Genomic DNA, 12884 nt, shown 5'->3' on the forward strand with positions numbered 1-12884 from the left:
AAATGTTACAAACCGAATGCCCAGGCCGCACGCAAGCCAACAAAACCTGTAGAACCGCCATTTCCTGATAAATTTTCGTAACGTAAACCAAAATCCAGGTTAGATTTTTCTGAAACAGAGAACGAAGCACCCAAAGTTGGCGCTACAGTAAATAATGTTGTAGAACCTGTTTCAGTGCCAAATACTGCTCCTAACTCAGCTGCACCATAGAAATTACCACCAAAATAATATTTAGCACCTGCCTTTACAGGAATTAAACCGATGCTTGGAAAAGATCCCTGGCCTGTATAGGTTAAGGAAAGGTAACCTGCAGAACCCGTTAAGTTCAAATCTTTAGCTACGGGATGTTCATATTGAAGTGAACCACCAAGGTAAAGAAAATCTTTAGCACCTTTTTCCGTAGGTAAACCAAATTCGGCGCCTACACTTAATTTTTGAACGGCACCTTCTGTTTGAGCTGATGCTGCAAAGCCTAAACCTGCAACCATTAATAGAGATAATAATACTTTTTTCATGTGATTTCTGTTAATTATTGATAGTTAAATTATTTACCGAACAACAATCACTATGCCGATAACAGATACATCATCAAGCAATTAACACTAAACAGCTGATTATTAAGCACTAAAAAAACATTCTCAAACGTTTTGATTAGTTAATTTTAACTAACCAGCTGTTCCTGCTGTTGTTTTAAGCCTACAATGAATAAGAAATATAATTATAACCCAAAAACATATGCAAACCTGACACTTGCAAAGCCCTTTGTATTTGAGGTATTTAAAAATGACAGGCTTTCATTCTTTCCTGTCCAGCCTTCGTACCTGATACTTAAATCAAGTGCACTCTTTCCCGGCAGGTTAAAAAAATTACCTAATCCTGGCGACCAGGCAAAAAGTGTTTTCTGCCCGTTATTTAAAGGTAAGGCCGCTCCCAATTGTCCTTCTGCATAAAAAGTTTCACTCAGTTGGTATTTCAAACCACCTTTTACGGGTATATAAGTGAAATCCTGGATGTTTACCAATTGACTATGTCGCCCGAAAAAATTCATAAAACCACCAGTTGCTGTGAGTGAAAATGCCGAAGCTATTTGGAATTCGACTTTTAAAGATGCTCCTGTACCAATTGCAGAAATACCGGAAAAATTGCCTGATGGAAAGCCTGCTTCAACCCCGACACCAATTTTTGTTTGTTGTGCCTTTGCACCAATTGTTAAAAATATTACCGCTGTAAATAAAATTGATTGAAGTTTCGAGCTTAACATATTATGCCGTGAGTTTTCTAAAAATATCTTCCAATGAGCTTTGGTTATTCGCGTTCTTAAGGCCTTCAAGTGTATCGTTTGCCACAATTTTTCCTTTGTTGATAATGATGATATCATCACAGATTGCCTCAACTTCCTGCATAATGTGCGTAGAAATAACAACCGTTTTATTCCTCCCCAGGTTCTTAATTAGTGCCCTGATATCTACCAACTGATTTGGATCTAAGCCCGAAGTCGGTTCATCCAGTATTAAAACTTCAGGATTGTGGATAATGGCCTGTGCCAATCCTACCCGTTGCCGGTACCCTTTAGATAACATACCTATCTTTTTATGTTGCTCCGGCGTTAAACCAACCATCTTAATTACCTCTTCTACCCGCTGTGTTAGGTTTTGCAGTCCATATGTCTGACCAACAAAGCTGAGAAACTCTTTTACATACATATCTGTATACAATGGCGTGTTCTCGGGCAGGTAACCGATATGTTTTTTAGCTGCGATGGTTTGAGTTAAAATATCCTTCGCTGCAATTTCAGCGCTTCCCGATGTAGGTTCCAGGTAACCGGTAAGCATGCGCATTGTTGTCGATTTTCCTGCTCCGTTTGGACCAAGAAAGCCCAGGATACGACCGGCTTTTGCTTCAAAACTTATTGAATCAACTGCCTTTTGCTTATCGTAATGTTTAGAAAGATTTTTTACAGAAATACTCATTTTGCTTCTTTATAACTCAGTCGTCATTGCGGGGCACAAAGCAATGACGGTAATTAATTAATATTTGCCGAACTCAATTTCTTGTTATACCTGAACTTATCCAGCTCTTCTGAGGCCTGAGGCAAATTATCTCCCGATAAAATATCAGCCCCGTTGTTTATTAAATGGTAATAAACATTTTTTGCAGGACTCGCAATGGCACTTTTATCAATATTACCCATTGTACCTAAAATGGTGGTAATGCCTTTATTATGCAAAAACTTGTATAATTCTTTATCAGGTGCTGATACCCCTACAAAAGCGACTAGCCTGTTATCAGGAATACCTAAGCTGTTAAGCCTTTTCAATTCCGATTTCTTTTGTATCGAAGCAGAAATCATTAAATCTGGTGCCAGCTGGTGCACTTCCTGCGCCTGATTTGCGGTATAAGTAATTATAATGGAATTGCTTTCTACCTTGTACTGCCTTACTTTTTCAATCACTTTCGCATAAGAAACGCCCTTTTTTAAATCGATGGTTAACAAAACTTTGCCCTTACTCCAGCTTAAAACACTATCAAGCGTCGGAATTTTAAAGTTGGTTTCCTTGCCTTCATCATCTTTAAGATTGAAAGCTTTCAGCTCTTCATAAGTATAATCGCCAATATCTCCTTTTCCGGTTGAGGTTCGGTCTAGTTTATCATCATGCATAATCACCATTACCGAATCCTTGCTGTAGGCAATATCAAATTCAATAATTACCGGATTATAGGTTGTAGCATTATCAAAAGTTTCAATGCAGTTTTCAGGAAAGCCTGGCATTGGGCCACCGCGATGCGCACTGATTAAAGGAAAACGGTTTTCGGGCGTCCACTTTAAGAACTGATATAATTCTTCCGTTTTATCGAATTTAATATAGTGATGAACTTTTTCTTCCTGCTTACACGAAACAAAAATCGTTACAAACGCAACAAGAAGTAAATGATGAAATTTCATGGCTCAAAAATAGAAAAAAATGGAAGATGTAAGATGTGATAAGGAATTCTTAGCGGTATTCGTATAAAATATAAATAAATTGATGTTTTTCGACACTAAACCCAGGTGCAGCGTAAATACCTTTAAATAAAAACAGCAATAAATAAACTATCATCCTGAAGAACGAAGGATCTGTTTATCACCTGCAAATCCTTCGTTCCTCAGGAGAACAGATTTTTTTGAAAATCCTGATCAAAAACCTTTTACCTTTTACCTATTACCTTTTACCTTATTTATTATCTTTGCCTCCATTATGGCTCAAAAGAATAACGACGAACAATTTAAAAATGTAATCTCACATGCTAAAGAATATGGTTTTGTATTCCAAAGCAGCGAAATATATGATGGCTTAAGTGCCGTTTACGATTATGGCCAGTTAGGTGCCGAGTTAAAAAACAACATTAAATCGTACTGGTGGAAAGCCATGGTACAAATGCATGAAAACATTGTGGGGATTGACTCTGCAATTTTTATGCACCCTAAAGTTTGGAAAGCCAGCGGACACGTTGATGGTTTTAACGACCCGATGATTGACAATAAAGATTCGAAAAAACGTTATCGTGCCGATCAGTTACTCGAAAATAAAATTGATGAGTTATATGCTGAATTAGCCAATTTCAGCGTGGATAACAAGGCAAAATTTGAAGCCTTCCAGCAAGAAATATTAGGTTTAAGTGATGAAGGACAAGCTGCCTGGGTACCTGGTTTTAAAGATGAAGCAACCATTTTAGATAATGCACAATACCCTTTTGTTGATGAAGCCAGCTGGAGGTTTGTAAAAAAGGGACTGGCACTTGAGGTTGAAATGAACCTTGCCCTTAAATCGGAAAATTTAGCACAGCTGAAAGATTTGATTATTGACTATAAGGTAATTTGCCCGATTTCGAAAACTTCTAACTGGACAGATGTTCGTCAGTTTAACCTGATGTTCAGCACGCAGTTTGGTGCCATGGCAGAAGGCAGTGATGAAGTTTATCTTCGTCCGGAAACGGCACAAGGTATTTTCGTAAATTTCTTAAACGTTCAGAAATCGGGAAGGATGAAAATTCCTTTCGGAATTGCACAAATTGGTAAAGCTTTCCGTAATGAGGTAATTGCCCGCCAGTTCATTATGCGTATGCGTGAGTTCGAACAAATGGAAATGCAATTTTTTGTTCGCCCTGGCGAAGATAAAAAATGGTTCGAATACTGGAAAGAAGCTCGCTTAAAATGGCACAGGGCTTTAGGAACAAACCCGGAAAAATACCGTTACCACGACCACGTTAAATTAGCACACTACGCAAATGCTGCTACCGATATCGAATTTGAATTCCCATTTGGCTTCAAAGAAGTTGAGGGTATCCACAGCCGCACCGACTTCGATTTAACACAGCATCAGGAATACTCAGGCAAAAAAATGCAGTATTTTGATAACGATTTAAATGAAGAAGGCAAGCCTTACGGAAATTACGTTCCATATGTAATTGAAACTTCAATCGGTTTAGACCGTATGTTCCTGTTAACGATGATCAACGCCTTTGAAGAGCAGGATTTAAGTACTGAAGATAAACAGGATAGCCGTACTTTATTACGTTTACACCCTGCTTTGGCCCCTTATAAAGTAGCAGTTTTCCCTTTGACTAAAAAAGATGGTTTACCAGAAAAAGCACGTGAAATTATGGATACATTGAAATTTGATTTCAACTGTATTTATGAAGAAAAAGATGCTATTGGTAAGCGTTATCGTCGTCAGGATGCCGTGGGCACTCCATTCTGCTTAACTGTTGATCACCAGAGTCTGGAAGATAATACCGTGACGATTCGTCATCGCGACAGCATGGAGCAAGAGCGTGTAGCGATTGCAGATTTAGCTGATATTATTGGAAAAGCAGTAAGCTGGAAAACACTTTTAGCTTAATTTTATTAGCTTAGCTAATTAAGAATTTATATAAGCCGCAGGTTTGAAACCTGCGGCTTTTTTATTAAAAAAATCAATCTGTGCTTTATCAAATTATTTTATCTTCGCAACTGATTAATCATTAAAATTTTACGCTCGTGAAACTATCTTTCAAAACATTCCTTTTGGCGGTATTCTGCCTTGTTATCTACTCATCTTGTAAAAAGGAAATCGACTATCATCCTGAATGGAATATTTCATCGATGAGTGCAAAAGTTGATGGTATTTTATTAGAATGTCCAATTGCTTCTGCCCAAACTTATCCGAATGGAACAAAAACAACCATTCAGATTTCTGGTAATAAAGGTCAAACTGGTTTCAGCCTGATTATTGATGATTTTAAAGGTGTTGGCACTTATAAAACAACTGATAACAATATTGCTATCTACCTGTCGAACACATCAGGAACTGGCAGTTTTATGAGTACAGCTAACGGAACGATAAAAATAACCAGTTACACCGCAGATAAAATTATAACCGGTACTTTTGAATTTGAGAGTGCTAATATTTCTAATTCAGAAACCAAAAACATTACCGAAGGTAAATTCAGCATCAGTTTGGTACCCGTTAAACTCCCGGAAACGAACAGCAGCACCAATAATTTAAATGCAAAGATTGATGGTGTATCGATGGGTTTTACAGGACAGGCAACAATTGTTAATATACCAACTGGGGGTAATGCTCTAACGGTTATATCAGCAAACGGAGAAAAGCGTATTGTGTTAGGACTTTTTGAATACAAAGGTATTGGCACTTACGATTTAGCTACTGATGGTTTAGGCTCATACATGAAAGACCAAACACCTACCGGCTCATTCACATCAGATAGTGGAACTTTAAAAATTACCAGCGAAGCCAATGGCAGATTAAAAGGTACATTCTCATTCAAGGCACCCAACGAAGATAGCTCGATTAAAACATCGGTAAATGTTACTGAAGGTTCATTTGATTTACCATTGGGCAGAAAGTAAAATACAAAATCCACAAAAAAGCCGCTGGTTTGAAACCCGCGGCTTTTTTTTATATAAATTATCAATCGTTTGAAATATCATTTAACCCATAAATATTAAGTTTTAGAGGGTAACTATCTCACAGGTATTGTTGATTTAATTAATTTTAAACAAAATACCCTAACCAAATGAACAGAAGATTTTTATTGCTTTCGCTATTGCTTTTTTGTGCAACTACATCTTTCGCCCAATCCAAACACCCAAAGTTCAAAGTGATTGCATTTTACACTGGTAAAAATGACCTGGCACATGTAAGTTTTGTACACGAAGCCAACAAACGCTTTCCTGAAATGGCTGAGAAAAATAATTTCAGCTACGACTCCACCTCGAACTGGGAAAATCTTAATCCTGAATTCCTGTCGAAATACCAGGTAGTTTTATTTTTAGATACACGTCCTGAAAAACCTGAACAGCGGGCTGCTTTCCAAAAATACATGGAAAATGGTGGAGGCTGGATGGGCTTCCACTTTTCCGCATTTGCGTTAGAAAAATCGGCATTTGACATGAACTGGAGCTGGTACCACAATACATTTCTGGGCTCCGGAGGTTATGGAAGCAATACCTGGCGACCAACATCGGCAATACTAAGGGTTGAAAACAAGAAGCACCCGGTAGTTAAAAAATTACCGGAGACCTTTAAAGCGCAACCTAATGAATGGTATCGCTGGCAAAATGATTTGAGAAAAAATCCTGATATCAGTATTTTACTGGCAATCGACTCAACAAGTTTTCCCTTAGGTACCGGACCAAAAGCACACGAAATATGGCACGAAGGTTATTATCCGGTAGTATGGAGTAATAAAAACTATAAAATGGTTTATGTTAATATGGGCCATAATGATATGGATTATGAACACAAATTTGATAATACCAATAAAACCTTGTCTTTTACCTTCGATAATGAAATACAGAATAAAATGATTTTAAACAGTTTAATTTGGTTAGGTACAGGTAAAAAAGTTAGGTAAGCGATAGAATTTGGATTATGGCACATTATATTTGAAATACATAAACGTAATTGAAGATGAAAATCCCTCAGAAATTCTTTGCCCGCCAACATGAAATCGCAGCCGATTATTTAATTGAATTAGATAAACATCTGGCAGATATTGTATCCGGACGTGCTACTGAAATGTTTGAAGTAAGGGATTTTGCCGAATTGCTACACGTACATCCTACACATTTTAGCAATACCATTAAATCGGCTACCGGATACTCACCCTGCTTCTTTTTTGAAGAACGTTTAATGGAGATTTCCAAATCAATGTTGCAGAACGTGAGTACCCCAATTTCCGAAATAGCAAGGATATTAACTTACGACCCATCAAATTTCACCAAGTTTTTCAAACATTTTTCAGGGCAAACACCAAAACAATATCGCGAAGCTTATTTTCAGTCGCTCGCCGAAAAAAAGGAAATTATCACCATATAAAACTTAATTGCTCACCATTTTTCCTTAACGTATCACCATTTTTGTATCCATTTTGAATTTAACTTTGTTTATCAAATTAAAAGAAAATGGAAACACAAAATAAAATTGTACTGGTAACTGGCGGAAGCCGTGGTTTAGGTAAAAATGCAGCGGTACATATCGCAAAGAAAGGCTTAAATGTCATCCTTACTTATCAATCAAAGAAAGAAGATGCAGAAGCTACAGTGAAGGAGCTTGAGCGTATCGGCGTAAAAGCTGCAGCAATACAACTTGATGTTGCCGATATTAAATCTTTCGACAGCTTTTTTGGTGAAGTTAAATCAGTTTTAAAATCAGCATTTAATGCAGAAAAGTTTGATTATCTGGTTAACAACGCGGGTATTGGTATTCATGTTCCTTTCGCTGAAACTACGGAAGAACAGTTCGATACTTTAGTGAACATTCAGTTTAAAGGCGCTTTCTTCTTAACACAAAAAGCACTTCCGTTTTTGAATGACGGTGGCGGTATCATTAACGTATCAACCGGACTTGCACGTTTCGCCTTGCCAGGATTTGCAGCTTATGCTTCGATGAAAGGTGCAATGGAAACCTTAACAAAGTACCAGGCTAAAGAACTTGGTTCAAGAGGTATAAACGTTAACATTGTTGCTCCGGGAGCTATTGAAACCGACTTTGGTGGTGGCGTGGTACGCGATAATGAACAAATGAACAAAGGCATTGCATCGCAAACGGCATTAGGCAGGGTTGGTTTACCAGATGATATTGGTCCTGTTGTAGCCTTTCTGTGTACTGAAGATGCAAAATGGATTAATGCGCAGCGCATAGAAGCCTCTGGCGGTATGTTCTTGTAGGCGATCAAACTTCTAAAACAGGAAGCAATCTTATGTATAATAGATTGCTTCCTGCTTCGTCATCAAATAAAAACCTAAAGTTTATTTTCCATACCATTCATGCTCATCAACTCTTGTAATTTCTGGCTTACCAATTTCTGTTAAAAATCTTCGGGCACTTACCAGGGTTTTACTCTGGTGCTCATCGTAATTTGTTGCTGTTGGTACCAGACTGCTTATTTTTACCATTCCTGCCGATTGAATAAACTCGCCATTCCCCATATATAGTGCCGTATGCGAAACCCTTCCCCCATTAATACCCCTTCTTTTCGCTGCCGAAAAAAATAGTAAATCGCCTGGCTGAAGATTTTTCAGGCATTTTTCAACACTTATCGAATCCGCATCAAGTACATCAACCGCTGAGCCGACCAATGCCTGCTGCGAAGCATCTCTTGGGATTACTATACCATTTAAAAAATAACTGGTTTTGGTAAAACCACTGCAATCTACTCCTTTAACAGATGTTCCACCCCATAAATAAGGTACGCCTATTAATGTTTTGGCTGTTTCCAAAATGGCACTGGCATTAGGATTTGGTTTTTTCTCCCATTCTGAAAAGATTTTTGCATCAGTTTTTTTCACATATCCCATTCGCTTATCCGGGAAAACTACTTTATAAAAATCTTTACTCTGTGTTTCTATTTGCAATATATTGCCTTTAACCAAATCAGAAACACGCAAAGAATTTACATCAGCTTTGCTAAATGCATGACCAAAATCGGTCATATAAATTATCCGATTTGATTTCTTCCAGGTTTCGAAATCTTTAGCATTCATTAAACTAACCGCTGTGCCATCAGTATAAGAAAGATAACCATCAGGGGTTTTAACCAGATAATATCCTCCCTGCTTTTTCAAAACCTGTACCGGTGTTCCCAGAATCATTTGTGTCAGCATTTCAGCCGCATTTTGTGGTGCAGCCCTGTTGTTACAAACCGATAAGTTTGCCAGTCCAAAGGTCATTCCATTCAGGTTTTTCGCCGGCAGCAAAGCATTGGCTAAAACAAAGCCTTTAACTTCTTTAACCTGATTAGCTAGTGCCGCAAGCGCTTCCTGCGACGTACTTTCAACTAAAATGCTATCACCTTTAATCTGTGTATTGAAATAAACTGAGCGTTTATCGGGTGCAAATTCTTTTTTAATCTGGTTAGCAATCGTTCTGAAAGCTGCCGTATCAATCTGCGCTTTTAAGGAGGCAGAAGCCACTAACAGACAACATATTATGATTAGTTTTTTCATTATCAATAAAATTACGAATTATAAGTCCTCATCATTATTGAAAAGCTGTAACTAATTACTTACTGAAGCTAATTCAGGTTAAATTTTCAGGTTCGAGAAATAAATAATTTTCCTTCACGTTATTCAAGAAAAACCAGGCATGAAGAAACCTTACTATCTTTTAATATTCCTTGTACTGCTTGGAGCAAAAAGTTTTGGCCAAACCTGGACAGATGCTGAGTTTAATAGAGCTAATACCGCTGCCAACGCCGATTATTTAACAGATGAGGAGAAAAACGTTATTCTGTACATGAACTTAATCCGTATTGACGGCGAAAAATTCTACTATACGTTTCTGGAAGATTACATCAACAATTACAATGCAAAGGTTCGTAAATACAGAAATTACAACGAATTAAAAATTGCTAGAAACAACAGCTATTACTTATCGTTACTGAAACATATTAAGGTAAAAAACCTGCAAATGTTTTATCCGGATGAGAAATTAAGCACTTTAAGTCGTGGACATGCCAACGACTTAAATAAGAATAACCTGGAGAGTCATGATAGCAGCAATGGCGATAAGTTCAGTAAGCGCCTCTCTAAATATTTCCCCAACAAATCGATGAGTGAAAATATCGATTTTGGTTACTCTAATAGTCTCGATATTGTTTGTCATTTACTACTCGATTGTGGTGTACCTTCGCTCGGTCACCGTTTTAATTTATTAGATCAGAAGTACAAACTGAATACTGTTGGTATTAGCATCCAGCCACACCCCTCCTATACCTGGTGTGCTGTTATCGATTTTGTTGCGCAACCTACTTTTTACACCAACAACCAGTAAAAATTAGTAAATTTAGTTTATTCAGGTTTTATAAAACATATCAATAATATCTATGTTCAGATAGATAATAACAGTTTGATATAGCCGTTAAATTACCTCAATTTTATCATCGCAAAACATAATAAAACATAAACTATGAGCGAAAAGAAAAAACTAACAAGTGCTTCCGGTATTCCATACGCGAATAACGAAGACAGCATGACTGCAGGTCCTCGTGGTCCGATATTACTTCAGGATTTCATATTACACGAAAAAATGGCTCATTTTAACCGTGAGCGTATCCCTGAACGTGTTGTACATGCCAAAGGATCGGGTGCTTACGGCACTTTTACAGTAACACACGATATTACAAAATATACAAAAGCAAAAGTTTTCTCGGAAATCGGTAAGAAAACCAGAACTTTTTTACGTTTTTCTACCGTAGGCGGCGAGAAAGGTTCGGCTGATAGTGAACGCGATCCACGTGGCTTTGCCGTAAAATTTTACACTGAAGATGGTAACTGGGATTTAGTTGGTAATAATACACCGGTTTTCTTTGTTAAAGACCCTAAAAAATTCGGGGATTTTATTCACACACAGAAACGCGACCCGCAAACCAATACGAAAAGCCCTACGATGATCTGGGATTTCTGGAGCTTGAATCCGGAAAGTTTACACCAGGTTTTGATTTTAATGAGCGACCGTGGTACGCCATTTTCATATCGCCACATGGATGGATTTGGTAGTCATACCTTTTCATTTTATAATGATAAAAATGAGCGTTTCTATGTGAAATTCCATTTCAAAACCAAACAAGGTATTCAGAATTTCACCAATGACGAGGCTGTTGACATGAAAGCGCAGGACCCTGATCATGCTCAACGCGATTTATTTGAGGCAATTGAAAGAGGTGAATTCCCTAAATGGACTTTATCGGTTCAGATTATGCCTTTTGAAGAAGCTAAAACATACCATTTAAATCCTTTCGATTTAACAAAAGTATGGCCGCATGGCGATTATCCATTGATTGAAGTTGGTGAGCTTGAGCTAAATGAAAACCCTGACAACTATTTTGCACATGTAGAGCAGGCAGCTTTTGCACCTGCACATGTTGTTGACGGCATTTATTATTCGCCCGATAAAATGTTGCAAGGTAGAATTTTATCTTATCCTGATGCACAAAGGTATCGCCTTGGTGGAAATTACGAACAAATCCCGGTTAACCGCTGCCCGTTCATGGTTAATAACTATCAGCGTGATGGATTAATGACGGTAAATGGCAACGGAGGTTCAAACCCTAATTATTTCCCAAATAGTTTTGATGACATTGAAGCAGATGAAAGCTATAAACAACCGGCATGGCCTTTAGAATCACTGATGGCTGATCATTATGACAGAAATGCGGAAGGAGAAAACGACCACTATACACAGCCAGGCAATTTATTCCGTTTAATGGACCCTGAAGCTAAAAAGAATACCATTGCCAACATTGTGGGTGCAATGGGCGGTATTAATGGTAAAAAGAAAGACGAAATAATTAACCGCCAGTTATGTCACTGGTTCAGGGCTGATATGAATTTAGGCTTGGCCATTGCTAAAGGCCTTGATTTAAACCTCGATAAAGCCATGGAAAGTATGGTACATCCCGACCCAAGCCATAAGGCAACAAATAATTAAAGCCTTAAATTAAAGTCCCGGCAATTAGCCGGGACTTTTTATTTTCCAATTTTTAAAGAAACAGGTTAAAAAAATTACCTTTGCGCACACAACTTAAAATTATTTAGAGGCTAAATTATTGCCAATTAAAAATTTAACAATTGATACTAACATGCGAAGATTAATTCTGGCCTTTATAGATTTCTTTTATCCACCCTTTAAGGGCTTTATTTCCCAGCATAATTTCAGATATCTGGCTACAGGAGGCAGCACTTGGCTTTTGGGCAATATTGTTTATTATTTAGCCTTTCATTATTTATTTCATACCGAAGATATTGATTGCATATTATTTACGCTTAAAAGAGAAACTGCCGCGTTGGTAGTTGATTTTTTGGTTGTAATTCCTTACAGCTTTTTATTAAACAGATATGTTATTTTCACCCATAGTGAAGTAAAAGGCCATATACAGCTAATCAGATTTTTAAATCTTAATCTCGTTAATATCCTTTTAACTTTTGCACTTCAAAAATTTTTCATCGAAATATTAGGCATTTATCCAACAATTTCAAAAGTTGCTGTTTCTGTACTCATAGCAGGTTTCAGTTATCTATATCAACATTACTTCACTTTTAGTGTAAAAAAAGTTGGTGATAAAAAGAGTAAAAGAAAACACTGATTCTGTCGTAACTCTCAACAAATATAATTCCAACTGTTCTTATCGCCCTTTTTCCATTGCACAAGCCTGAATTAATAAACGGGATGGCAGCGATATCCTTTTGAGCTTTTTTGCGAAAAAGATTTAGCGAACAGCCCGGCTATCTGCACAAATGAAATGCGGAAACTGCTTTTCAAAGGATTATAAATCCACTTCTAGTAGCAAGAACTTTATTTACCGTCAGCTGTTAATTTAAATGATGGCTTTCTTGCTTTGGT

The 12884-nt window shown here is 37.4% G+C and carries 13 protein-coding genes; 8 read left to right on the plus strand and 5 right to left on the minus strand.

What is annotated here, in order from left to right; translation table 11 throughout:
* Nucleotides 1-5: 5 nt before the first annotated feature.
* The 4 genes from R2R71_RS15480 to R2R71_RS15495 form a co-directional block, all read right to left on the minus strand.
* Nucleotides 6-515: a hypothetical protein gene (locus R2R71_RS15480; protein WP_316832187.1), complete on the minus strand. Its 510-nt coding sequence runs from the start codon at nucleotides 513-515 to the stop codon at nucleotides 6-8.
* Between the two features lie 203 nt (nucleotides 516-718).
* A complete protein-coding gene (locus R2R71_RS15485; RefSeq protein WP_316832188.1) occupies nucleotides 719-1261 on the minus strand; it encodes a hypothetical protein in 543 nt (180 codons plus the stop codon).
* 1 nt (nucleotide 1262) lies between these two features.
* Nucleotides 1263-1970, minus strand: coding sequence for an ATP-binding cassette domain-containing protein (locus tag R2R71_RS15490; protein ID WP_316832190.1), 708 nt, complete (start codon nucleotides 1968-1970; stop codon nucleotides 1263-1265).
* Nucleotides 1971-2023: 53 nt separating this feature from the next.
* Nucleotides 2024-2944: a glycerophosphodiester phosphodiesterase family protein gene (locus tag R2R71_RS15495; protein WP_316832191.1), complete on the minus strand. Its 921-nt coding sequence runs from the start codon at nucleotides 2942-2944 to the stop codon at nucleotides 2024-2026.
* A 292-nt stretch (nucleotides 2945-3236) separates the two neighbouring features.
* Between R2R71_RS15495 and R2R71_RS15500 the strand changes: the two genes are divergently transcribed.
* From R2R71_RS15500 to R2R71_RS15520, 5 genes are all read left to right on the plus strand, one after another.
* Nucleotides 3237-4880 (plus strand): glycine--tRNA ligase, encoded by a 1644-nt coding sequence (locus R2R71_RS15500; RefSeq protein WP_316832192.1) that lies wholly within the window; start codon nucleotides 3237-3239, stop codon nucleotides 4878-4880.
* A gap of 137 nt (nucleotides 4881-5017) precedes the next feature.
* Nucleotides 5018-5890, plus strand: a complete 873-nt coding sequence (locus R2R71_RS15505; protein WP_316832193.1) for a DUF6252 family protein — start codon at nucleotides 5018-5020, stop codon at nucleotides 5888-5890.
* 167 nt (nucleotides 5891-6057) lie between these two features.
* The gene (locus R2R71_RS15510; protein ID WP_316832194.1) at nucleotides 6058-6897 is read left to right on the plus strand and encodes a ThuA domain-containing protein; all 840 of its coding nucleotides are present in this window, start codon (nucleotides 6058-6060) and stop codon (nucleotides 6895-6897) included.
* 56 nt (nucleotides 6898-6953) lie between these two features.
* The gene (locus R2R71_RS15515) at nucleotides 6954-7361 is read left to right on the plus strand and encodes an AraC family transcriptional regulator (protein WP_316832195.1); all 408 of its coding nucleotides are present in this window, start codon (nucleotides 6954-6956) and stop codon (nucleotides 7359-7361) included.
* Nucleotides 7362-7447: 86 nt separating this feature from the next.
* Entirely contained in the window at nucleotides 7448-8212 is a 765-nt protein-coding gene (locus R2R71_RS15520; RefSeq protein WP_316832196.1) for an SDR family NAD(P)-dependent oxidoreductase, read from the plus strand.
* An 81-nt stretch (nucleotides 8213-8293) separates the two neighbouring features.
* Here the strand turns inward: R2R71_RS15520 and R2R71_RS15525 are convergent, their stop codons facing one another.
* Nucleotides 8294-9490: an SH3 domain-containing C40 family peptidase gene (locus R2R71_RS15525; RefSeq protein ID WP_316832197.1), complete on the minus strand. Its 1197-nt coding sequence runs from the start codon at nucleotides 9488-9490 to the stop codon at nucleotides 8294-8296.
* A gap of 139 nt (nucleotides 9491-9629) precedes the next feature.
* On the opposite strand from R2R71_RS15525, the gene R2R71_RS15530 reads away from it, so the two are divergent.
* The 3 genes from R2R71_RS15530 (at nucleotide 9630) to R2R71_RS15540 (ending at nucleotide 12627) form a co-directional block, all read left to right on the plus strand.
* A complete protein-coding gene (locus R2R71_RS15530) occupies nucleotides 9630-10316 on the plus strand; it encodes a CAP domain-containing protein (protein ID WP_316832198.1) in 687 nt (228 codons plus the stop codon).
* A gap of 135 nt (nucleotides 10317-10451) precedes the next feature.
* On the plus strand, nucleotides 10452-11972 hold the full coding sequence (locus R2R71_RS15535; RefSeq protein ID WP_316832199.1) for a catalase: 1521 nt from the start codon (nucleotides 10452-10454) through the stop codon (nucleotides 11970-11972).
* A 151-nt stretch (nucleotides 11973-12123) separates the two neighbouring features.
* Nucleotides 12124-12627 carry a GtrA family protein gene (locus tag R2R71_RS15540; protein WP_316832200.1) on the plus strand — a complete coding sequence of 168 codons (504 nt, stop codon included), beginning with the start codon at nucleotides 12124-12126 and terminating at the stop codon, nucleotides 12625-12627.
* Nucleotides 12628-12884 lie beyond the last annotated feature (257 nt).

This window comes from Pedobacter aquatilis, from assembly GCF_032678405.1.
Lineage (GTDB): Bacteria > Bacteroidota > Bacteroidia > Sphingobacteriales > Sphingobacteriaceae > Pedobacter > Pedobacter aquatilis_A.

Bases quoted from the DNA above. Each gene is read 5' to 3' on its own strand.
- R2R71_RS15480 (WP_316832187.1), bottom strand. From the start codon at position 515: ATGAAAAAAGTATTATTATCTCTATTAATGGTTGCAGGTTTAGGCTTT.
- R2R71_RS15485 (WP_316832188.1), bottom strand. From the start codon at position 1,261: ATGTTAAGCTCGAAACTTCAATCAATTTTATTTACAGCGGTAATATTT.
- R2R71_RS15490 (WP_316832190.1), bottom strand. From the start codon at position 1,970: ATGAGTATTTCTGTAAAAAATCTTTCTAAACATTACGATAAGCAAAAG.
- R2R71_RS15495 (WP_316832191.1), bottom strand. From the start codon at position 2,944: ATGAAATTTCATCATTTACTTCTTGTTGCGTTTGTAACGATTTTTGTT.
- R2R71_RS15500 (WP_316832192.1), top strand. From the start codon at position 3,237: ATGGCTCAAAAGAATAACGACGAACAATTTAAAAATGTAATCTCACAT.
- R2R71_RS15510 (WP_316832194.1), top strand. From the start codon at position 6,058: ATGAACAGAAGATTTTTATTGCTTTCGCTATTGCTTTTTTGTGCAACT.
- R2R71_RS15515 (WP_316832195.1), top strand. From the start codon at position 6,954: ATGAAAATCCCTCAGAAATTCTTTGCCCGCCAACATGAAATCGCAGCC.
- R2R71_RS15520 (WP_316832196.1), top strand. From the start codon at position 7,448: ATGGAAACACAAAATAAAATTGTACTGGTAACTGGCGGAAGCCGTGGT.
- R2R71_RS15525 (WP_316832197.1), bottom strand. From the start codon at position 9,490: ATGAAAAAACTAATCATAATATGTTGTCTGTTAGTGGCTTCTGCCTCC.
- R2R71_RS15530 (WP_316832198.1), top strand. From the start codon at position 9,630: ATGAAGAAACCTTACTATCTTTTAATATTCCTTGTACTGCTTGGAGCA.
- R2R71_RS15535 (WP_316832199.1), top strand. From the start codon at position 10,452: ATGAGCGAAAAGAAAAAACTAACAAGTGCTTCCGGTATTCCATACGCG.
- R2R71_RS15540 (WP_316832200.1), top strand. From the start codon at position 12,124: ATGCGAAGATTAATTCTGGCCTTTATAGATTTCTTTTATCCACCCTTT.